The following is a 23,011-nucleotide window of genomic DNA, read 5'->3' as shown; positions in this document are numbered from 1 at the left end:
GAAAGTATGTGTTTTCGTGCAGAAACATCGCACGAGGCCTTTAGTCATTCAATGCATGGCATTGAGTGGCATTAATCTAAGTGTTAGAGAGGAATGTATGGCGCAAGATATGTTTATTAAAATTGATGGTATCGAAGGCGAATCTTTAGATGCTAATCATAAAAACGAAATTCAGATATTGGCTTGGAAGTGGGATGTTTCTCAGCACTCGAATATGCACAGTGGTTCAGGCGGTGGTTCAGGTAAAGCCTCTGTTTCCGATTTCTGCTTCACGCATTATATCGATAAAGCTAGCCCGAACTTATTGAGCTACTGCTTACTTGGTAAGCACATTAAAAATATCCAATTCGTGCTGCGTAAAGCCGGTGGCGATCCGCTGGAATACCTGACTATCAAATTTACCGATGTCATCATCACTGCTGTTGATATGGCTGGTTCTCTTGAAGATGAAACTCGTCCACGTGAAGAAATTCGTTTCTCATTCACTAAGATGACCCAAGATTACGTTATGCAGAATGCTGAAGGCCATAAATCTGGCGTTATTTCTGCCAACTACGATGTTAAAGCTAATCAGCAAAGCTAAGTAATGCTGTTTTAGATTAGACGTCAAACTTGCCACTATAAAGGTGGCAAGTTTTCTCAGTCTCAGGTTTCTGAGTCAATAGTTTAGGTGCATATCAGCATGAGTATTAATGTCCTGATTTGTGTCACAGGCTTTATCCACAATAGCTGTAAAAAGACCCGACAGTAGCGGATGTAATAAGAGAAGTCATGGGGATGTCGGTGACTATAATATTGTGGATAAAGCTTAATGTTTTTATTTGATTAGGCTGAGTATGAAAAAGAGTATCCGTTGGTTTAATTCGATTACACAGTACTTTTTTGTAGCGCTGGTAACTCTATTAGTAATGGCCTGTAGCTCGAAGCCTCAACCCGCAGAAGTTGAGAAACTTGTCGTCGAGCTTACTACGACTAAAGATATTAATCCTAATGACAAAGGTGTGGCCAATCCGTTAAGGATCTCGGTTTTCACTCTTAAGAGTATGGATGAATTTAAGTCGAGTGATTTCTTCACTATTACCGAAGAAAGCACGCCATCGCTAAAGGAACAGATGGATAAAGTGTATGACGGAATCATGCTACCCAATGAGACAAAAAAAATAGAGCTGACGCTGGACAGTGGAATCACTGCTATCGGCGTTGTTGCTGCTTATCGTGAAATTGAACAGGCGGAGTGGAAAGCGGTTATTAACCCGTTACCCAAGAAACGTATAGAACCCTGGTATAAAAAATTATGGTCAGGGAAACAGCAAGATGTACCGATCGTGAAGGTGCATGTTGAGCGTCTGTCAATATCAATCAAAGAAATGGATTAAGTCGTGAGAACTAACAAAGTCGTTTGGAGTGAGGGTCTTTTTCTTCGCCCGCAACTTTTTCAACAGCAAGAACGTTATCTGGAATATTACGCCCATAAAAGAGCGGCAACCATCACCCCCTTCTTTTGGGGATTCGCACAATATGAAATTGATCGTGAAGCGCTCTCCTATGGCAAGTTGGTGCTGCGATCTGGCAAAGGCGTGTTACCTGACGGTACGCCCTTTGATATCCCCGGTCACGCTGAACTGCCTGAGCCGCTCACCATCACCCCGGAACATTTGGGCAAGCTTATCTATCTGGCAGTACCACTGCGCATGGATAACAGTGATGAAACTATTTTTGATGAATATGATTCGAGTTCATTGGCGCGTTTTTACGCCTATGAAGCGGATCTTAGCGATACCAATGCGATTCGTCAGGGGCCAAAGCCGGTACAGCTATCGCGACTGCGCCTCAGATTAGTTTCTGAAAGTGAAATGACCGAATCATGGATCGGTTTGCCATTGGCCAAAGTTCGCGCTATTCAGCCAGATGGCAGTGTATTACTGCATCTGGAGGATTACATTCCCCCCGTGACGGGCTATGCGGCAAGCTCACTGCTGTCGGAGTGGCTGACCCACCTTAATGGTTTGGTCAAAATGCGTGCAGATATGCTGGCTAAACGCCTATCAAACAGTGATGGTAAAGCCAGCGCCAGTGCAGAAATTGTCGATTATTTACTGCTGCAAATTTTTAATAAATATGAGCCGATCCTCGATCATCTACGGAATATCCCTGAATTGCCGCCGATCATGCTTTATCAGGAATTAGCCAAATTTGCCGGTGAACTCTCCACCTTTATTCGCACCAAAACGCGTCGGCCGCGTCCGGCGCCAGGATATGACCACGGCAAACTTTACGCATCGATTCGCCCATTAGTGGATGATGTGCATGAGTTGCTCAATCAGATCTTAGTGCGTGCCGGGCAGATGATCCCGCTGGACCCTAAAGGCAACGGCGTGTGGTCAGCCTCTGTGCTGCCTAATGAATTACGCTCGTTCTCCAATTTGGTATTGGCCGTCCACGCACAATTGCCAATGGATGTATTGCAGCATCAGTTCTCGGTGCAAACTAAAATCAGTGCGCCTCAACAGTTGCATGAATTGGTGCGATCACATTTACCGGGTCTGGAGTTACAACGCTTGCCGGTCCCCCCACGGCAAATTCCGTACAGCGCGGGCTACGTTTATTTTGAATTAATGAAAAGTGGGCCATTCTGGGACAAAGTTTCCAATGCAGGGGCCATTGCATTACACGTGGCTGGTGATTTCCCTGCACTGAAAATGGAACTCTGGGGGATTAGAGATTCATGAGTGACAGCAGTGAATTGAACGGAGGAATGCCGATACCTCCCTTTGACCAAAGCAGAGATGCGGATACTAATCCGCAGGCGTTGGGCCATTTCTTGCTTGATGAGCAGAATAGCTATACGGACAACATAGATAATACGGATAATACGCAGCACAGTGCGGCGTTCAGTCGTGGAGCGACCCGTCCATCAGGCTTTCAGCCCTATGACACCGCCCAACTGCGAGGCGAAAGTGTGCAGCAGCGGGTGGCTAAGGCAGTCGCTTCGCCTACACCATTATTAGAAGCCGCACAGCCGTTATTGCGCGCCTTAAGTGAAATGCCGGAACAGATAGCGGATGCCTCACAGATTCAGATATTAAAAGAATGCCTGAAAAATGAGATAACCCTGTTTAGTGTGGTGTGCGATGAAGCCGATATCTCATGGAAGAAAATGGCTATCGTCCGCTATTGCTTGTGTACCGCGTTAGATGAAGCGGCTCACACCATGTCGTGGGGCATGATATCTGGCTGGTCGCAAAGCAACCTGTTGAACCACTTTGAAGGTGATAATGACGGCGGGAATAAATTTTTCCTGTTAGTCGGTCGTCTCTCAATGAGCCCGCATGAATATTCGGATTGTTTAGAAGTATTGTTGCGTATTTTAGGGCTAGGTTTTGAAGGCCGTTACAGCATTATTGAAGATGGTGACCGGCAATTAACCAAAATCCGCCAGGGGTTGTTAACGCTACTGCAAAGTACCAGAGACACGGTTCCTACCGTACTTTCTCCGCATGGGTTAGTGACCCATCAATCCAGAAAACGCCGTGGGATTTTTGTCCCGGTTCGCGTATCGATGCTGTTGTGTGGCTTCTTAATTGCCGCCACCTTTATCGGCAGCAAATATTTTCTCTCCATCCCAGAAAGCGACTTGCTAAAAAGGATGGCTGTATTGCAACGGCCTATTGTTGTCGCACCACCGGCTGTCGCGCAAAAATTAAATCTGACGGTGTTGTTAAAAGACGAGATCGCGAAGCAATTAGTGAGTGTCGATGAAACAGCCGGTAGCAGCAAAGTTATTTTCAAAGGCGACACCATGTTCCCGGTCGGTTCGGATAAGGTCCGACCAGAAATCATCAATATCATTGAACGTGTCGCGCAGGAAATTCATCGCGTGCAAGGAGCGGTGTTGATTGTGGGGCATACCGACTCGATGCCGATTAATAAACCTGGCTTCCCGAATAACCAGGTTCTTTCTGAGAGACGAGCTGCCAATGTGGCACGCTTAATGGAGAAAGCCAGTATCCCGACCGACAAAATTCGGTTTGAGGGTAAAGGGGAAACGCAGCCAGTAGGTAGCAATGACGATGCAGCAGGACGCTCACAAAACCGCCGTGTAGAACTCTTTGTTAATTATTGAGATATAGAATGTCTTATTTGAATCGATTTTTTTCTGGCTGGGCCATGAAACGAATATTGCTGGTTGGCTGCTTCATGTTGCTGGCTGCCGCGATATGGTTTCTGGGGCCAATCTTCGGATTTGGCGAGGCGCGGCCTCTTGAAGGTTACGAACCCAGAATTATTTTCTTGCTACTGGCGCTGGCCCTATTTTTGGGGTTGTGGTTCAACGTGCCGCGCTTTGTTCTCGTGGCCGTGGTCGCTTGTGCCGCAGTATGGGTCATCGCACCTTTTATATTAATCGGGGATAGCCATCCGCTGGAAGATCCGCTGCGCCGTGGCGCAATTATCGCGTTTATCGCCTTTATCACTATTCTTTATGGTGTGTGGCATTTTATGCGGGCTTTAGCGCTCAATCCTGCGCTACTGGATAACTTTATTAACCCGAAGAAAGTCCAAGCTGAACTCGAACCTGACCTTTCTGAAATCAATGCAATTATTCGTAATGGCATAAATTATGTGCGCCGTATTCACAGCGGTATTCCATTCTGGAAACGTTTTTTTGTTTCTGGTCGTTGGCGTGCCGAACTGCCTTGGTTCATGGTGCTGGGGACGAAGAGTGCCGGGAAAACCTCGCTGATCCTCTCCTCAGGACAAGATTTTCCGTTACCAGAGCAGTTGAATCGTATAGGCAAAGAAAATGTGTCTACTCAGCATTGTGAATGTTTGTTCTCTAATGATGCGCTGTTTTTAGATACGGCTGGCAAATACATTGATGACGGCAAAACGCACCAAACTGAGTGGAATGGCATATTAAAGGCGCTTAAAAAGTATCGTCCGGTCAAAGCCGTTAATGGTGTCATCGTGGCTATTTCGGTCACCGACATTCTGGGTAAAAGCAAAGCTGAGCTACTGAGCCTGTCAGCAACCCTGCGTACACGGTTAGATGAGGTGCGTGGTGCACTCGGTGTCCGTTTCCCGGTGTATGTAATGGTAACGAAACTGGATCAGTTATCTGGTTTTGATGAGTATTTCCGCAATTTAACGGCCGAAGATCGCGAACAAATCTGGGGTGTTACTTTCCCTTATACCGAGGAGAAAGGGCGTGCAGATATGGCGCTTGAGCAACGTATTAGCAGTGAGTTAGCGCTACTTGAGAACCGTATCAGTAACAACATGCATGTCCGCCAGCAGGAAGAGTATTCAGTTACTGATCGCAAAGGCATGTACGCGTTACCTCAGGATTTCAGAATGTTGTCCCAGCGGGTCACTGAAGTCTTGCAAAATGTTTTCTTCGCCTCACGTTTTGATGAAACAAAGTTCCATACCACATTGCGCGGGATCTATTTTGTCAGCAGTTGCCAGCCGGTGAATATTGGACTGTTAAATAACAGCACGCTGATCCAGAAGTGGCGCAATGTTATCAGCCACACCAAACCTGCATCTCCGGCCTCTATTTCTCAGCGAAGCGATGAAGATAATCAGGTGATTAGCGAAGCTGCTTATGGAAAACAATATTTCCTCAAGCAGTTGTTCCGTGACGTGATCACCAAAGATGGGGATTTGGTTAGCTATAACCTCAAAGTGCAATCCAAATACCGCTTCCAGAACCTGCTAGGACATGTTGCCTGTATCGGGCTGGCGGTGTGGCTGGTGTGGTCGTTCCTCATCAGTTTCCAGCATAACGAAGGGTATTTACAGGCGGTAGGGACCAAGCTCCAACATTTAGAAAGCACGGTTAATAGTTATGTTAAAACCAGCAATGAGCAGATGTTACCTACATTGTTGAACGCCACTCAGCAGTTACCTGAGTATGGCACTCTGGACGTGGGCAACCCGGATCTTGACTGGCGTTACGGCTTATACACCGGTGGCGCTATTTCTCAGAGTGCGAATAGTTTGTACCAGTTCTTCTTGCAAAAACATCTACTTCCGATGGTTGAACGTGAGGCACAAGTCGCATTAAAGAATGCGATTAATGCGGCGGATCCCGTCGCGGTATATGCAGAGCTGAAACTCTATTTGATGCTCACCGGCGAGGGTGATTTCGATCAAAATTATGTAGTCGATCACCTCGCTCAAGCCTGGCAGAAAAGCGGAAAAATCGAGCCATATGAAGAAAAGGATATTTTTACCTCTCATCTGAAGAGGCTGTTTACGCAAAAAGAGTGGCAAAAGTATGGGCAGCCAGCGGATAGCGAGCTGATCAAGCAGGCCCGGGCAATGCTGGCGGAGCAAACCGTTACCGCCAGATTGTGGGGCCGTGTTCAATCTCGTTTGCAGGCAGAAGCTCCGGCCAACCTGACATTGCGTAACATGGTGGGTGAAAATGCAACACAGGTTTTCACCTTGTCAGATGATGAGTTACTGCATGGAGGGATCCCAGGGTTGTATACCCACGCGGGTTATCATCAGGTGGTTAAAAAAAAGCTTACGCCATTGCTGATACAGCTTCAGCAAGAGGACCGTTGGGTGATGGCGCAGCCGCTTTCCTCCTCATTTGATCCTCTGGCGCTACAACAAGAGGTACTGACTGCGTATTTGAAAGAATATACCGATTACTGGAAACGCTTTCTCTCCAGTGTGCGCCTGATTTCTGTTGATGCTGACAGTGGAGAGAATGCAGAAGGGCTGTCTCTGGATATTGCGCTGTTGCGAACATTGGTATCAGAAAACTCACCTTTGCTCAATTTGGCAAAGCAAGCGGTGAAAGAAACGACACTGGTGGAGAAGGCCGCAGAGAAAGCACTGCTTGACGATATCACGATAAGAAATCAAGGCAATTTAATTAACCAGGCTAAAAAAGTGCAGGAAAAAATCGCATTTCGTGAGAATAAGCTGGTTCAGAAATTTGTTGATAGCCGCTTTGACGCCTTGCGGGCATTTGTCAATGGCGAACAGCGTGATGACGGTGGCGACAGTAACCTTTCTATTCTTCAAGGGACACAGATGAGCCGGGTCGTCGGCGCGTTAAACGATCAATATACCCGTCTGGTGGTATTTAACAGTGCTTTTGAATATGGCGATATTCCTCCGATTTCTAATGGAGGAGAACGTATTGCGGTCGAGTCGCAAACGTGGCCAGATCCGTTTAGTAATATTATTGCGCCGTTATTAACCGGCTCATCGCAGACATTTGAAAATAAAGTGATTGCTCATACCGCCAATGCGATCGATATGGGAGTAGGACAGATATGCCGCAATACATTACAGGGGCGCTATCCCTTCGCTGACAGTGAGAAGGTTGTCAGTTTGAATGATTTTGAGCGTTTCTTTGGCGCGGGTGGCACGGTGGATAATTACTTTAAGAAAAACTTAGAAAGTAAAGTCGATACTATTGCGACACCTTGGCGTTATAAGGGCAGCGCAAGCAGTGAGGGTCTGGAATTCTTTGAACAGGCTGCGGTTATCAGGGATGCATTGTTTAATGCGAGTGAAGGCAGAAAAATGGCAGTAGATTTCTCTGTATCAGTGCGTTATTTATCCCCCTCGATTACGCAACTTATTATGAACTTTGACGGGAATATTGTGCGTTATTCCCATGGCCCAGTGACACCATCTTTCTTCAAATGGCCGGGTGTACGCCAAGGGACAATGGTGAGTTTAACTGCTCAGCGCCAACAAGCATCGGCGATGCCTGACATTATTCTACGCGGTCCTTGGGCGCTACTAAAGTGGGCTGATAAGGCAGATGAAGTAGAACAAGATGCTAATGGCAAGCAACTCTTGACCTATTTAATGGGTAAAGACCGCGTGGAGCTGGAAGTGACAGGTTTAACTTACGGTAATGAAAGTATTAGTGAGCTACTCAGAGGCTTCCAATGTCCGAGTGCAACTAACGACTTTGGAGGCAATGCAGGTATGGACAGATAATGGAATAAACAGACTCGTCATTATGAACAGACAATTAAGAGTGTAATTAGCACTTTGCGATATTAACCAGATATTAGGTATTAATATGTCAAGGACAATAAAGTTGAGCAGTCGGGTTATGCCTTATTTATTGGGTGAGCCTGCGCTGGTACTGTCAAAGTTGGAAGGTGAAGAAGCCTTTTCGACTTTGTATTCATATACCGTTACGGCAAAAACCCCGGCTAATCCATCTATTCCTTGGCAAACGGCCTCCAATATCGATCTCAAAGCCTTAATTGGTAAAGAGATGACGATTGAAATGGAACTGGATGGCAATGGCCTTGATGATGTTACTGGTGTTGGTAAAGGCACACGTGAAATTTCTGGTCTGGTAGAGAAAGCCAGGTTTATTGGTCGTGATGCGAATCAGGCGATATTTGAAATTGTTATTCGGCCTTGGTTCTATCTGACTAATTTAACCTCTGATTTTAAGATTTTTCAGAACAAGAATGTAGTCGATATTATTGATGAAGTGTTAGGCGACTATAATTTCCCGTTTGAAAAACGGCTGGCAACCACTTACCCGAACCTCGATTTTCAGGTGCAGTACGGTGAAACCGACTTTAACTTCCTCCAGCGTTTGATGGAAGAGTGGGGCATTTACTGGTTCTTTGAACATGATGATCATAAACAAAAATTAATTTTAGTTGATCATGTCGGTGCGCATAAACGCTATTTCAGTGCAGCCTACCATACCATTGAGTATCTCTCGGATCAGCCAAAGGCCGGGGAAGAGTACATTACCCAATTCCAGACTCAGGAAGCCCTGACCACAGGGCGTTGGGTCTATAACGATTATGATTTTACCAAGTCGCGTGCTGACATTTTGACCATGGACAGCAAGCCGCGTAAAACCAGTTTTAATGATCTTGAGATCTATCAATGGCCTGGGGATTATGATCAGCCGGACATCGGTGAACACCTCGCGCGGGTACGTATCGAAGAACGTGGAGCCTTGGGTTCACGAGCGACCGGTTCCGGTGCAGTTCGTGGCATCGTTTGCGGTGCTAACTTTGAACTGCAAGGTTTCCCGGTTGATAAAGCTAACCGTGAATACATGGTTATTTCCAGCCGTTTGTCAGTGACCGAGGTTGAGCAGCTCTCTCACGGGGATGAGTTTCGTTATGAAACCACCTTTACGGTTCAGCCGACCACCAAGATCTATCGTCACCCACAGCTAACACCCAAGCCAAAAACCAGCGGGCCACAGAATGCCATGGTAGTGGGGCCTCCAGGTGAAGAGGTTTGGACTGATGAATATGGCCGGGTAAAAGTACGATTTGTCTGGGACCGTTATGGCAAAAACTCAGAGTCAGATTCGTGCTGGCTACGGGTTAGCCAGGCTTGGGCAGGCAACAGTTTTGGTGGGATTTATATTCCGCGTATTGGTCAGGAAGTGCTGGTCGACTGTATTAACGGTGATCCGGATCGTCCGTTAGTCAGTGGTAGCCTCTACAATAACGTGACCCGCCCACCTTGGGATTTACCGGCCAATGCGACACAAAGTGGTATGGTCAGCCGCTCTATTGGTGGCGGGCTGACTAACTATAACGGTGTACGTTTTGAGGATAAACCGGGCCTGGAGCAATATTGGGAGCAGGCTGAGCGCGATATGGCGCGTCTGACGAAAAACGATGAAACGCAAATCATCGGTGCCAATGCCGATCTCAGTGTGGGTGCTAATCGCAGTGTTATTGTGGGCGCTAACTCGACATCAACGGTGCTCGGTGCTGCCGCTCAATCCATCGCTTTAGCCTCCTCGATACAAGTGGGGTTGGCACGTAGTGTGGTGGTGGGGGCGACCCATGCATTGAACGTGGCTTTAGCCAATGCGACTAACGTGGGCGGCGCTAACCTGACTAACGTCGGGGGCTACAATGCCCTTTCTGTCGGCGGGGCCCATCAGGTTGCCGCGGGTGGTGCAGCAACACTGGTTGCGGGTGGCGCTGTAGCGATCGGTGCGGGTGGTGAGCTGGTGCTCAGTGCCGATACCATCAAAATTATAGGTAAAAAGAAAGTCATTATTCAGGGGGGAGAGATTCACCTCAACTCTGACGATTGTTGCGGTAAGAAGGGTGGCGGCGCAGGTGGGGGGTTAGCGGCTCTTTCGAGCCTTGCGGGGCTGGCATTATTGGGTGGTGGAATTGGGTTACCACTACCGTTACCACCATTGCCGCTAGTGCCGATTGATCCACCAGTACCGACGATTGATCCACCAGTACCGACAATTGATCCGCCAACCGAGACAGAGACGCCAACGCCGACCGAGACAGAGACGCCAACGCCGACCGAGACAGAGACGCCAACGCCGACTGAGACAGAGACGCCAACGCCGACCGCGACAGATGTACAGACTCCTCCACCTTGATTCTGAAAGATAAAAGGTGCTCAGCATATAGGGTGTGAACATGAGCAATTATGGGAAGCCGATATGCTGAGAACGTTGTTTCTTTGACCGAAAATATAATTAAGTGAGATGAAAAAATGTTACCTGCAGCAAGGAAAGGAGATGCCACCAGTTGTGGTGCAATATGCAGTGGTTCACTCAATGTGTTCATTAATTCCATTCCCGGCGCTGTTGCGGGTGGAAGTGCCGCATCATCCTCGTTGGTCGGAATGACCTCGGTGGTCACCGGTTCTGGAACCGTATTTATCAATAACCTCCCGGTAGCCCGGGCGGGTGATGTGGCCGGCGACGGTGCCGCAATTGTCTGCGGATCATCCAACGTCTTTATCGGGGGTTAATCGGTTAATGTTGGAACCATCCACGACCCACAATACTGCCGATCTGCCGGAAATCGAAGATATCCTGTTACATGGTGGTCATTACATCTCTTATTTCGATGACATTAGTGAGGTGCATGCTTACGATCAGCAGGAACCGGATATCCTGAAACGCCTGGAGCTGGAATATAAACGATTCCTAATGTGGGGCGAGCAAGGCCGAGAGTTTTCAGAAAAGGATCAACAGCAGGCGACAAAATTGCCTGCTAATGACGGTTTTCTAGAGAATATAAGGGAATGCGTAAAGGATAAAACGCTAACAGAATGTATTTTAGATTCTGGTGGGCTTATCGATAGAGTCACCAAGGAATTAAGCGTAATTGATTACCTGGAAACATCCCATCACGAGGAAAAGGTAGATTTGTTAAAAGTACTGGCACCGGAGCATATCATAACAAAAGAAAAAAACAGTGTACCTGCGCTGGTATTCCAGGAACTCCACAAGTTAGGGCTAGATAGCCATTTATAAATTTTAATGCGGATATAATAATGAATACAACAAACTTAACTGAATTATTAAAAAGCAGTTCGTTAACTGAAATACAGTCAGAAGTGATTGCTAAACTAAAAGCGAAACCAACAGATACCGATGCGCGTGAGTTATTATTCAAGCTCTATTGCCTTGGCGGATTATGGCAAAAAGCGCTATTGCAGCTTGAAACATTGACCCAGATTGCACCAGACATGACCAAACAGGCTGAGCTTTATAAGAACCTGGTATTGAGTGAAAGGTTGCGTGAGGAAGTTTTGGCAGGGAAACGTGGCCCAGGTACTTTGGGTAACGCTTTGCCTGAATGGGTCGCATTGATGCAGCAAGCGAACCAATGTTTGCACCAGGGTGATTACCCACAAAGTGAAGAGTTCCGTCAGCAAGCATTATCACAAGCGCCTGAAAGTGCAGGTGAAAGTAGTTCAGCAACATCGTTCTCTTGGATTGCCGATAGCGATGGGCGGATCGGGCCGGTGTGTGAATTTATCAGCGCAGGTGGTTACCGCTGGGTTCCTTTTGCTGATGTGCAGTTAATGAAGGTTTCCAAACCGACCAATATTACCGATCTGGTCTGGGCACCGGCACAACTTACTGTGAATAATAAAGTATGGTACGGCTACATACCGGCGCGTTACCCATTAGGAACCGATGCCGATAATGACACTAAGCTCGGCCTGAAAACAGAATGGGATCAACCGGCAGATTCGCTTTATATTGGCTCTGGACGGAAGATGTTTATTACGGACCAAACTGAGTATGCATTGTTTGATGTTGAAGAATTTAGGTTTGACGAACAGGTTAGGTAATGGAAAAGAAGAGACAGTTTTTGCCCGCACTATTAGAACGCTTACTCGATGATGAACCTAAAAAGCGATTAGAGCCGCATGATAAGTTCTTTTATGACTCGCGTACTATGCGAAAACTGGTACAGCAGAATATTGGCGAGATATTAAATAATACCAATATCGATGACCGGCTTGATGAACAGCGCCATCAATGGGTCGCAAAGTCGGTATTAAATTATGGTATTGCCCCCTTGGTGGGGAGACATGCAACTCCCCATGGTTGGACGACCATTGAGCGAATTATCCGCGAGGCTATTATCCGTTTTGAGCCTCGAGTCATTGCTGAATCGCTGGTGGTCAGCCAAATGCATAATGCCAGAAAGGGTATTGTTCAGTTTGAGATTGGAGGGTTGATTATGTGGGATCCGTATCCTATCAACCTTTGCATTGAAGGTGCTTATGACGTTGAAACCAACCAGGCGGAACTACGGCCACGATAGTCGGGTTTTGACCAGGATTAGCCGTATGAGGAGTTGGCGGTATGGGCGTAAGCTCGAGAAACCTGGGGGCCAATTGATTATGGCCTCCCAGGGGGTTGAGGTATCAGAGGTCAGTTGATGCCTCAATTTATGTCAACCGTAGCAATTTATGTCAACCGTACAATATCCAACTCATTATTAACCTTTGTCGTGGATCCCACGCGCGCCTAAATTATTATTATCTACCTGTGGCAACCCAGTTGTTGCTGAGCTGGACAACAACCCCGTCTCAACGTAATTGAACAACTTCGCACGGGTATCAGTGATATCCAGATTACGCATGGTCAACTGACCGATACGATCATCCGGTGAGAACACTGAATCGCCTTTCTCCATGGTCAGGCGCTCTGGTTTGTAGGTCAGATTGTCAGACACCGTATTCAGAATGGTATAGTCATTACCACGGCGCAGTTCCAGCGTGACCACACCGGTTATCTCGCTGGCAACCCAACGCTGTATAGAGTCACGCAGCATCAGGGCTTGTGGATCGAACCAACGGCCTTGGTACAGCAAGCGGCCCAGCACCCGACCATTGGAATGATATTGCTCAATGGTATCTTCGTTATGAATACCGGTCAGCAGACGCTCGTATGCGATATGCAACAGCGCCATTCCTGGGGCTTCATAAATGCCACGGCTCTTGGCTTCAATAATACGGTTTTCAATCTGGTCACTCATGCCCAGACCGTGACGGCCACCGATGCGGTTAGCTTCCATCATCAGCTCAACGCTGTCGTCAAAGGTCACACCATTCAGGGCGACCGGATAGCCGCGCTCAAAACGGATAGAGACTTCTTCCGCTTTCACCACCACGTTTTCGTCCCAGAATTTCACCCCCATAATCGGGTTAACAATTTTGACGCTGGAATTAAGGAATTCCAGATCTTTAGCTTCGTGAGTGGCACCTAACATGTTGGAGTCAGTGGAATAGGCTTTTTCGGTCGACATTTTGTAATCGAAACCGGACTGAAGCATAAACTCGGACATTTCAAGGCGACCACCTAGCTCATCGATAAAATCGGTATCCAGCCATGGCTTGTAAATTTTCAATTCAGCATTGGTCAGCAGACCGTAACGATAGAAACGCTCAATATCGTTGCCTTTATAAGTACTGCCGTCACCCCAGATATTGACGTCATCTTCTTTCATCGCGGCCACTAGCATGGTGCCCGTCACCGCACGGCCCAGCGGAGTGGTGTTGAAGTAGGTGACACCGGCGGTAGTGTTATGGAATGCACCACATTGAATGGCAGCGATGCCTTCGGCAACTAACTGTTTACGGCAATCAATCAGGCGGGCTTTCTCAGCGCCGTATGCCATCGCTTTACGCGGAATAGCATCGTAATCGTCTTCATCAGGCTGACCCAAATTAGCGGTATAGGCGTAAGGGATCGCGCCTTTTTTTTGCATCCATAATAGGGCTGCACTGGTGTCCAAACCACCGGAAAAAGCAATACCAACACGCTGATTAATAGGAAGGTGTTTGAGAATAGTTGTCATCAATTAAATCCTGTATGAATTAGGTCAGTCTGGCAAAGGTTTCAATGCCTACATTGATATCGCAAAACCCACATTCGAGTCAAAGACATTTTGCATATTTATGTATGTTTCATTGCATAAGTATTTCATCGCCATTATGATGAAATGGCATTTCATTTAAATAAATTTCATGTTTCATTGTGAGATCTGCATGGATTTTTTACTGCGAGCAAAACGTTAAAATTTAACGTGGGAAATCACCATAGTAAATCAACGCATCGGGATGTCTCACCATAGTGGTGGAAAGCACGGATGTATGCAAATGGACGTGATTTCAGGGGCTGTTAAGGTGAAAATCTTTCGCGAAAGCGCGTGGTATCAAAAGCGAAAATCCTATCGGGTACTGTTTTGGCGTGAGATAACGCCACTGGCTATTCCGCTGTTTATTGAAGGGTTATGTGTACTGCTGATGGGGGTGTTCAGTACTCTGCTGGTCAGTTGGTTGGGTAAAGAAGCGATGGCGGCGGTAGGCTTGGCCGATAGCTTTAATATGCTGATTGCAGCCTTTTTTGCCGCAGTTGCACTGGGAACATCGGTAGTGGTGTCATTCAGCCTGGGGCAACGTAAACGAAAACAGGCACAAACAGCGGCTCGTGAATCTATCTCTCTATTAGTTTTAATCTCATTATTGTTGGTGCTACTGGTGCATTTTGTCGGTGAGGGAATTATCAATCTGATGGCTAATCAGGCAGACCCGGCGGTTAAGGCGATGGCGCTAACCTATCTGCATTTGACCGTCTGGAATTATCCGGCAATGGCGATAACTTTGGTGGGATGTGGTGCGTTACGCGGTGCTGGCAATACCCGGTTGCCGATGTTTATCAATATTGCGATGAATATTCTCAATATTGTTATCAGCAGCGTGCTGATTTACGGGCTATTTGACTGGCAAGGCGTGGGTTTTGTCGGCGCAGGGATTGGCATCACGCTTTCACGCTATATTGGCGCGCTGGTCGTGGTGTTGGTGCTGATTTACGGTGCTAATAATACCCTGCGGATCCCCTTTAAAACCTATTTTATGCCGTTTACCTCGGCCATTATGTTTGAAGTCTTGAGCATCGGTATTCCCGCCAGTGTTGAATCCGTGATGTTTAGCATCGGCAAGCTGATTACTCAGCGCTTTGTCGCCGGTATGGGCACCGATGTGATCGCCGGTAACTTTATCGCTTTTTCAATCGTCGGGCTGATTAACCTGCCGGGCAATGCGCTGGGATATACCTCAACGATTATTATTGGCACCCGCTTGGGGAAAGGGCAAATTTTGCAACCGATCCGCCAACTTAAGCATATCTTCTGGTTATCAACTCTGGGTGTGTGCTTTATTGCGCTATTATCGATCCCCAGCGCCGGACGCCTGGCCTCGCTGTATACCAATGAGCCGGGCGTTATCAACGTGGTTAAGCACCTGATCTGGATAAATGCATTATTTATGCCTATTTGGGCGGCGGCCTGGGTGTTGCCCTCCGGTCTAAAAGGGGCGAAAGATGCCAGTTATACCATGTGGGTAGCGCTGGCAGGGATGTGGGGTTGTCGCATTATTGCGGGTTATATTCTTGGTGTGACATTAGGGTTCGGTGTTACTGGCGTGTGGATGGGGATGTTCCTCGACTGGATAGTCCGTGGCGTGCTGTTTTACCGCCGCATGTCTACCGGCCGCTGGTTATGGCGTTATCGCCCAACGGTATGATAGTGCGGCGTTATGTGCGGCTAGCCGGTTAACAATGCCAGAGTTTTGGTTGCCACATACAGGCCGACGCCAAAGCTGGCATGAGCAATCAGGCTGCGCCGCCGGGCAATGGTGGGTTGGGGTGTTTTCACCGCCGCAATACCTGCACCCATACCCGGTTGTAGAATAAAGAACGGCGCAATCTTCTGCTGGATGTGCGACCTGAAAATGAATACGCACAAGGGCATTTACCTGGCGCGATTCATATTCCTGTCGAGGAATTGGAAACGCGGTTGGCGGAACTCTCTTCTGAGAGTGAAGTGGTTGCTTATTGCCGTGGCGCTTATTGCATGTTATCCGAAAAAGCGGTCGCTCTGCTGCGGGCAAAAGGGTGGCAAGCACGTCGATGGGTTGAAGGTTTCCCCGAATGGAAAGCCGCCGGGCATGATATTGAAACTGGGGTGTGCAATAAGTAATCAAGGGCAGCCATTGCCCACTGACCTCTCTATTATGATCTGATACTCGCTGACATCACCCGGCATGGGGTATCAGGTCCGATCCCCATCATTTTTGGCCTCACATTTCCTTTCTCATCGAAAACCTAACCAGTCAATAGTTTGAACCTCATCACGAAAACAACAAAACAAACAAAAACAACAAATGGTATTTATTGGTTTTTAATTTCAAGCAATGAGTCTTTATAGGATTTTTGTTTTTTAATTGATAACTTTTTATTTATTTAAAGAAATTTAACTCTGTTGCGTTAATGTGACTTACTGATCTTTATATGTTGTTTAATATTGCTTTGGGTGGTTATTTCTGTGATTGTGAATTGCTGTTAAAAACATAATAACACTTTCTAACTTTTCTTATCTTTTGAGGCCCGACATGAAAAATGTAGCAATACTCGGAAGCAGCGGGGGAAATCTGTTCAATCTCGGTGGCGCCTACCCTGAAAGACTGTTGCAAGAAATCTATACTCAGCTCCAATCTGTTGGCTTAGGTATCAGTGCGGTGCAATTTATTGCTGCGGAAGAATCGATGGACGTGGCTAAACCCACTACCGCCGCCGCAGTTTATTCAGTAACCGCAGAAGAAAGGGATAAACCCCAGATTACCTTCCAGGGAAAACTGGCAGAGGTAAATAAGGCGGTAAAATCATCGGATGCCGCCATTGCGGCACAAATCCGCGCCGGTGAAATTGATGGCATCATTATCATGAGTGCCGATCCTGATCGCAGTAATAAAGAAGCTATTCTGGCTGCGATAGAAAAGAAAATCCCGATTGTCGGTACTGGTGGTACCTCGATGGCGATGATTACCTCCAAGGGGGCAAATGTCATCGCCACATCGGGAACTACCGGTACCAATAGCCGTACCCGCGCCATCTCGTTTGCTGCCTCGCTATGCAAATACTGGCAGATAAAATATACCCCGATACTGGGCAGCAGCAGCGTAACTGCACCGGGCAGCGATAAGAGCCTGTTAAAACGGATCAATATTCGCAGCATTATGATCCCGGCATTACCCGGCTTTATTGCCATGGCGATCGTGCTGGCATTAAGCCATATTCCGGGCCTGCAATCACTGAATACCATCTTTGAACTGTTACTGAAAGGACTGCCGGTTATTGTTGCGGTTATTGCCGCAAAACAGGTTTCTGAATTAGATGAAGTATCGATTGTTGCCGGAGTGGTCGCTGGGGTCTTGTCGGTTGAGGGCGGGCTAATTGGCGGTATTTTGGGGGGTATCGGTGCCGGTATCATGGTGCGTTACCTGTTCGGGTTATGCCTGAAATGGCAATTTCCGATGACCACCATCAACATCGTGGCGGGTGGTTTATCTGGTTTATGTTCCGGGTTGGTGATGTATTACCTGCTCAGCCCATTGGCATTAGCAGCAGGTGATTATATCAAGTTGGCTATTGAAGCCACGCTGGCTTTCAGCCCAATTTTAGCGGGATTACTGGCCGGTTTGGTTATTTGGCCGGCCATTCTGGGCGGGGTTTATCACGCGGTCATATTGCCACTGGTATTACTGGAAATGGAAAAGTCAGGTGTCAGTTTCCTCGGCGCCGTGGATATGGTCGGGCTGGTGATGGTTGCCGCAGGGATTAACCTGGCTAACATTATTGCTCCGCGAGAAAAAAGTGAGGCCGCGGTTGCCGCACCGGGTTTGCTTATTAACCTTGGCTTCGGGACTTTCGTCGAATCGGCTTATCCGTTCATGTTCTCTAATAAAGTGGTGTTTGCCGGGGCGATATTCTCAGCCGGTGTCGGTGGCATGTTGCTGGGGCTATTAAATATTAAAGGCGTGGCTTATGTACCGGCTTTCGCTTCACCTTTCTTGTCCAACAACGCCTTTTATATGGCGATAGTGATGGCGGTAACGCTGGTTCTAACCTGCGTAATTACCTTGTTAGCCAATAAGTTTGTCGCAATTAAACCGGTAGTACCCGAATCGGCAACACCAGGGATCTCGGGGTAAGAGTTAACAATTAAAAAAGCAGTTTTATATAAATCCAAGTAGAGGTAAGCATGTTTAACGCTGATATGAGTAAGAAACGTTCCGTCGCCATGGATAAAGTACGAAATGCAATTCAGTTACATGGTGGTCAAACTATTCTGAGTACCGGAATAACCGGCGATGATGCTCGCTTAGCGAAAGCAGTATGTGATTCAGGCGTTAAGTTATTGGAACCTAATCATCCAGCTCTGGCATTGGCACGCGGCCATAACGGAGTGACGAACATGCATGCGGCAGAACGCGTTCGCCATGAGATAACAATTGGTCAAATGGCCGAAGCGGTGCAGGGAGTGCGCAATGTGGTCGCTGACGATATCTTTATCACCGTCGGCATTGCGGGTGGTTTTACTGAAACGGTACCAACACCGGTCACTGAACAGGACATGTTACTGATTGCCCAATCAGGTGCTGATGGCTTACATACCCATAAATCCAGTTTTGAAGATTTAAAAGAGTTAGTCGATCTGGCCCATAAATATGGCCTGACCGTTGATGCTTACATTGGTCACCCTAGTGATTTGCATACCTTTGGTATTGCAGCGGAAACCCCGGCTGATGTTGCCGAGGTCGCTAAAAAGATGGAAGCGCTGGGTGTGGATATGATTGGTCTGATGACCGGTATGAGCTATGAAGGGGTCACTGCCGGTGATATTCCGGAGGCTATCAAACAGCGGCTTATTGCACTGGTTGGGGCGGTTTCTGTGCCAACGCTGGCTGAAGGAGGAATCAATCTGGAAAATGCTAAGGCATTTAAAAATACCGGAGTGAATATTTTGGTAGTAGGCACCGCGATCGATAATGTGGTTTGTAATGCGGCCAAAGAGGTTGTTTCACAGTTTATTACCCACTAATTGTATTGGTTTGGCCTATAAGGGAGAAGCGTATTCTCCCTTTTTTATTGGGAATAGAAGTATGTATAGATTATTAGCGATTGATTTAGATGGCACGTTGCTTAATTAGGATAATAAAGTATCGAAACAGAATATAAGCGCAATAAAACATGTGGTTCATAACCAGGGTACGGTAGTTTTATGCTCGGCCCGACCGGTTGATACTATCGCCGCGGTGATCCGCAATACTAAGCTGGAGCGGCTTATTCGCTATTTTATTTCCTTTAATGGTGCTTGGGTATATGACGCAGTAATAAAACAGGATATTATTTTCACCCCCCTCAATGGTAGGGATATCATGAAAATGACGGATGCGCTATTAGTGAATAAATTACCAGAACATTTGTGCCAATACTTAAATATATCTTCGCAATCGGTGGTGAGTATCGGCGATCAGGACAATGATATCAGTATGTTCCAGTTTTCCGCTGTTGGGGTAGCAATGGCTAATGCCAGAGAATGAGTCAAATCTCATACGGATAGGGTAAGCACCGATAATAACCACCATGGTGTTGCTTTTGCGATTAATCAATTGTGGCCTTTGTGATTGAGTCGTCTTTTGTTTCAACCGATTTCTTTTGTTTCAACTGATAGTTGAGTAGAATAGCGCTCATTGTATCGCAAGGGATCAGGCCGTTATCCTTATGAATCAGATCAAACGTAAACAGTTTATTCTAGAGAAGCTTGACAGCCTGGGTGAGGTTTCTGTTATTGGGCTTTCCGAAGAATTGGGCGTAACCTCTGAAACTATTCGCCGGGATCTCTCCTATCTGGAAAAAAGTGGTGAAGTCACTAAAGTTCACGGTGGGGCGATAAAAGTTCAGAATATACAAGAGGGCAGTTTTGCTCAACGAATGGATTTAAATCGGCCAGAGAAAATGTTGATTGGTCAATATGCCGCATCGTTGGTAACGGAAAATGACTCGCTGTATATTGACTCCTGTACCACTACACTTATTTTTGCCTCATTCTTACCACTGGTTAAATTTACTATCTTTACTAATTCTGCATTAATTGCTGATCAAATTAAAAGCAAAAACAATATGGCAATTGTTCATGTTCTGGGCGGTGAGTACAATCACACTTATAAAGCTAATCTGGGTATTCAGACCATTGAACAAATGAATGATATTCACACTGATTTTTCCTTTGTTGGGGTGGGGGGAATAGACAGTGATTTCGGTGTAATGGTTAAAAATCTGGATGAAGGGCGTATCGCCAAGAAAATGTTGTCGATGGGGCGGCAGAAAGTGATTTTATGCGATTCAAGCAAATTTGGTCAAAGTGGCTTAATGAAAATAAGTGATATCAATGATATTGATATTATCGTTACAGATAAGAAAAAGAATCTTCATAAGCAAGAAATTGAAAAGTTATATGCGGACAAAATTATTTACGCCAATTAGTTGATATCCACCGGCCAAGCTCAAGTTTTTATCGATTTTCTCAGTGACAGGATGTTCGCGGGGGAAATGATTTGAGAACACTGCATCGGTCATGGGCTGAAACTCACGAACTGTAAAAAAATTAAACCCATCGTAATACTGATAATCCTACCTCTTAAGTCGAATTATTAATCATTTCCTGCCGCTTGCCGATAACGAGTTAAGCAGAATGTTATTCCTTATTTACCGAATGACTAAATTCGCTTTGTTATTCCTTATTAATCATCATTCGCATTGGGGAAACGATGGATAACTTTCAAAAAGAGATTGAAGAGAGAACCAATCTCACCTCAACTAACCGGTTTGAACTGTTGCTATTTCGTCTAGGCATGTCTCAAGAAGAAGAAAAATCCGAGTTATTTGGTATCAACGTGTTCAAGCTGCGTGAAATTGTACCCATGCCTACGCTGACTAAGGCTGCGGGCATGGTATCTCCGATGATGGGTATCGCGAATATTCGCGGGGAGATCATTCCGGTGATTGATCTTCCGGCTATCGTCGGTTGTGTGCCAAAAACCGGGTTAAATATTCTATTGGTGACCGAATATGCCCGTAGCACTCAAGCCTTTGCGGTAGAGTCGGTTGACGATATTGTCCGTCTTGAATGGAGTCAGGTATTGACAGCCGACGCGGGTGTGAAGAGCCGTAATATCACCAGTATTGCACGGCTGGATAATGACACTGCAAGTAATCGCCTGGCTTTGGTACTGGATGTTGAACAGATTTTGTATGACATTCTTCCGGCGAGTCGCAATGTGCAAATTGACAGTGAAAAAACCAAAGCGTTTGAATTAAAACCGGGTGCAGTCGCCATTGTGGCGGAGGATTCTAAAGTCGCTCGTTTAATGCTTGAACAAGGTCTGAAGATGATGAATATTCCAGCCGTGATGCATATCACCGGTTTGGCAGCCTGGAATAAGATAAAGCAAATGGCAGAAGAAGCACGGGCAGAAGGTAAGCCTATCTCGGATAAAATCGCGTTTGTATTGACTGATTTGGAAATGCCGGAGATGGATGGTTTTACCCTAACGTTGAATATTAAACGCGATGAGTTTCTGAAGAATATCCCGGTGATTATTCATTCTTCGTTATCGGGTAGTGCGAATGAAGATCATGTTCGTAAAGTGGGGGCTGATGCTTATGTGGCAAAATTTGAAGTCAACGAATTAGAAGCGGCCATTCACAGTGCGTTGAATTCAAAGAAAACACTGAATTTGTAGCAGCCATGGTATTTCTGCGGCCTTTTCCTTAATGCTGTTATTGGCAGGAACGGGCCGACATATGCGATGGATTGAATTACACCGTTTGCCATAGACACTTTGTAGCATCAACAATACCGCTGCCGGAGCAGGGTATCTTCCTACCCAGTAAACAAAATTAACTAACCCTCAAACGCGTGATTAGTGTCTCCAGCGCGATTATCAGCGCGGCGGCTAATAGTCCGCCGTGGCTGGTAAGAGTAATGCAGAACGATGACGCCACCATTTTCGGTTTTTAACCCTCTTTTTTCGGTAAATTCTAACCTATTGATTTTATATAGGATTGGCCGAGCGCATTAAAAAAGCCTTTTTTGCTCTCTCAGCCTATTTTTCTTTTATCATCAGAAAGATATGTGTATTGTATAACAGTTCACTGCCGCACAGGCAGCTTAGAAATTAGTTAGGTAATTCAGGCCACTTGATATCGGAGTTCACTGCCGCACAGGCAGCTTAGAAACTAAATTAAATGTTCGCAGTACATTTACTTATGGTTCACTGCCGCACAGGCAGCTTAGAAAAGAACGAGATGACTGCCTTCTATTTGCCATACGTTCACTGCCGCACAGGCAGCTTAGAAATCAAGCAGCTCGTTAGCGATGCGAGTATAACCGTTCACTGCCGCACAGGCAGCTTAGAAACAACACTAAAGATAAAGAAGGCTGCGCAAAGCGTTCACTGCCGCACAGGCAGCTTAGAAATCGAGAAATAATACGGTACTCAATTAATTTTCGTTCACTGCCGCACAGGCAGCTTAGAAACACAGGTCACCACGCCAGACCCAGTTAAATGGGTTCACTGCCGCACAGGCAGCTTAGAAAGATAATTCACTTTACTATAGTAAAGTAATTATGTTCACTGCCGCACAGGCAGCTTAGAAACCGGCTGCTTACCAGATTTAATATGGCCTATCGTTCACTGCCGCACAGGCAGCTTAGAAATGAAACGCTGGTTAAAGATATCGACAAAATGCGTTCACTGCCGCACAGGCAGCTTAGAAAAGATTGATAGTTTATTTTAGGGCTTCTAATTCGTTCACTGCCGCACAGGCAGCTTAGAAAGCAGGCTAGAGGACCGC

18 protein-coding genes, 2 pseudogenes and 1 CRISPR repeat array are annotated in these 23,011 nt (G+C 46.5%); of the genes and pseudogenes, 18 read left to right on the top strand and 2 right to left on the bottom strand.

Annotated features, from left to right (window positions below):
• Window positions 1-97: 97 nt before the first annotated feature.
• The 10 genes and pseudogenes from AEP37_RS13005 (at window position 98) to AEP37_RS12960 (ending at window position 12,572) form a co-directional block, all read left to right on the top strand.
• Entirely contained in the window at window positions 98-583 is a 486-nt protein-coding gene (locus tag AEP37_RS13005; RefSeq protein ID WP_049613716.1) for an Hcp family type VI secretion system effector, read from the top strand.
• 253 nt (window positions 584-836) lie between these two features.
• A complete protein-coding gene (gene tssJ / locus AEP37_RS13000) occupies window positions 837-1,376 on the top strand; it encodes a type VI secretion system lipoprotein TssJ (protein ID WP_049613715.1) in 540 nt (179 codons plus the stop codon).
• Between the two features lie 3 nt (window positions 1,377-1,379).
• Window positions 1,380-2,729, top strand: a complete 1,350-nt coding sequence (gene tssK / locus AEP37_RS12995) for a type VI secretion system baseplate subunit TssK (RefSeq protein ID WP_049613714.1) — start codon at window positions 1,380-1,382, stop codon at window positions 2,727-2,729.
• Window positions 2,726-4,123: a type VI secretion system protein TssL, long form gene (gene tssL, locus AEP37_RS12990; RefSeq protein ID WP_049613713.1), complete on the top strand. Its 1,398-nt coding sequence runs from the start codon at window positions 2,726-2,728 to the stop codon at window positions 4,121-4,123. Before tssK ends, tssL begins: the two co-directional genes overlap by 4 nt.
• A gap of 8 nt (window positions 4,124-4,131) precedes the next feature.
• Window positions 4,132-7,974: a type VI secretion system membrane subunit TssM gene (tssM, locus tag AEP37_RS12985; RefSeq protein ID WP_049613712.1), complete on the top strand. Its 3,843-nt coding sequence runs from the start codon at window positions 4,132-4,134 to the stop codon at window positions 7,972-7,974.
• Between the two features lie 85 nt (window positions 7,975-8,059).
• A complete protein-coding gene (locus AEP37_RS12980; protein WP_082170795.1) occupies window positions 8,060-10,381 on the top strand; it encodes a type VI secretion system Vgr family protein in 2,322 nt (773 codons plus the stop codon).
• Window positions 10,382-10,497: 116 nt separating this feature from the next.
• Complete coding sequence (locus AEP37_RS12975) at window positions 10,498-10,758, top strand: PAAR domain-containing protein (protein ID WP_049613710.1); 261 nt, start codon at window positions 10,498-10,500, stop codon at window positions 10,756-10,758.
• Window positions 10,757-11,266: pseudogene (locus AEP37_RS12970) on the top strand (TagK domain-containing protein); the annotation flags it as partial. The gene AEP37_RS12975 and the pseudogene AEP37_RS12970, both read left to right, overlap by 2 nt.
• A gap of 20 nt (window positions 11,267-11,286) precedes the next feature.
• Complete coding sequence (locus tag AEP37_RS12965) at window positions 11,287-12,093, top strand: type VI secretion system accessory protein TagJ (RefSeq protein WP_049613709.1); 807 nt, start codon at window positions 11,287-11,289, stop codon at window positions 12,091-12,093.
• Complete coding sequence (locus AEP37_RS12960) at window positions 12,093-12,572, top strand: type VI secretion system baseplate subunit TssE (protein ID WP_049613708.1); 480 nt, start codon at window positions 12,093-12,095, stop codon at window positions 12,570-12,572. Before AEP37_RS12965 ends, AEP37_RS12960 begins: the two co-directional genes overlap by 1 nt.
• 177 nt (window positions 12,573-12,749) lie before the next feature.
• Here AEP37_RS12960 and argG read toward each other — a convergent pair whose 3' ends face one another.
• Window positions 12,750-14,111, bottom strand: a complete 1,362-nt coding sequence (argG, locus tag AEP37_RS12955; protein WP_049613707.1) for an argininosuccinate synthase — start codon at window positions 14,109-14,111, stop codon at window positions 12,750-12,752.
• A 295-nt stretch (window positions 14,112-14,406) separates the two neighbouring features.
• Here argG and AEP37_RS12950 point away from each other — a divergent pair, with 295 nt between their 5' ends.
• On the top strand, window positions 14,407-15,837 hold the full coding sequence (locus tag AEP37_RS12950) for an EmmdR/YeeO family multidrug/toxin efflux MATE transporter (RefSeq protein ID WP_082170794.1): 1,431 nt from the start codon (window positions 14,407-14,409) through the stop codon (window positions 15,835-15,837).
• Between the two features lie 20 nt (window positions 15,838-15,857).
• On the opposite strand, the gene AEP37_RS24925 is transcribed toward AEP37_RS12950, so the two are convergent.
• Window positions 15,858-15,989: a DUF2938 family protein gene (locus AEP37_RS24925; RefSeq protein ID WP_235801347.1), complete on the bottom strand. Its 132-nt coding sequence runs from the start codon at window positions 15,987-15,989 to the stop codon at window positions 15,858-15,860.
• A 42-nt stretch (window positions 15,990-16,031) separates the two neighbouring features.
• On the opposite strand from AEP37_RS24925, the gene AEP37_RS12945 reads away from it, so the two are divergent.
• From AEP37_RS12945 to AEP37_RS12920, 7 genes and pseudogenes are all read left to right on the top strand, one after another.
• Window positions 16,032-16,292, top strand: a complete 261-nt coding sequence (locus AEP37_RS12945) for a rhodanese-like domain-containing protein (protein ID WP_235801343.1) — start codon at window positions 16,032-16,034, stop codon at window positions 16,290-16,292.
• Window positions 16,293-16,704: 412 nt separating this feature from the next.
• Window positions 16,705-18,303, top strand: a complete 1,599-nt coding sequence (locus AEP37_RS12940; protein ID WP_049613706.1) for a PTS sugar transporter — start codon at window positions 16,705-16,707, stop codon at window positions 18,301-18,303.
• A 50-nt stretch (window positions 18,304-18,353) separates the two neighbouring features.
• Entirely contained in the window at window positions 18,354-19,193 is an 840-nt protein-coding gene (locus AEP37_RS12935) for a histidine biosynthesis protein (RefSeq protein WP_049613705.1), read from the top strand.
• Between the two features lie 121 nt (window positions 19,194-19,314).
• Window positions 19,315-19,542, top strand: a pseudogene (locus AEP37_RS27580) (HAD hydrolase family protein); the annotation flags it as partial.
• Window positions 19,531-19,695: an HAD hydrolase family protein gene (locus AEP37_RS27575; protein WP_331462901.1), complete on the top strand. Its 165-nt coding sequence runs from the start codon at window positions 19,531-19,533 to the stop codon at window positions 19,693-19,695. The pseudogene AEP37_RS27580 and the gene AEP37_RS27575, both read left to right, overlap by 12 nt.
• 181 nt (window positions 19,696-19,876) lie before the next feature.
• Window positions 19,877-20,638, top strand: coding sequence for a DeoR/GlpR family DNA-binding transcription regulator (locus AEP37_RS12925; RefSeq protein ID WP_049613703.1), 762 nt, complete (start codon window positions 19,877-19,879; stop codon window positions 20,636-20,638).
• Between the two features lie 284 nt (window positions 20,639-20,922).
• Entirely contained in the window at window positions 20,923-21,897 is a 975-nt protein-coding gene (locus AEP37_RS12920; RefSeq protein ID WP_049613702.1) for a chemotaxis protein, read from the top strand.
• Between the two features lie 407 nt (window positions 21,898-22,304).
• Window positions 22,305-22,994: a CRISPR direct-repeat array (repeat unit 28 nt; unit sequence GTTCACTGCCGCACAGGCAGCTTAGAAA).
• Window positions 22,995-23,011 lie beyond the last annotated feature (17 nt).

Source organism: Yersinia pekkanenii (genome assembly GCF_001152565.1).
Taxonomy (GTDB): domain Bacteria; phylum Pseudomonadota; class Gammaproteobacteria; order Enterobacterales; family Enterobacteriaceae; genus Yersinia; species Yersinia pekkanenii.
Note: the sequence above shows the minus strand (reverse complement) of the source record. Positions and strands in the feature narration are given on the sequence as shown.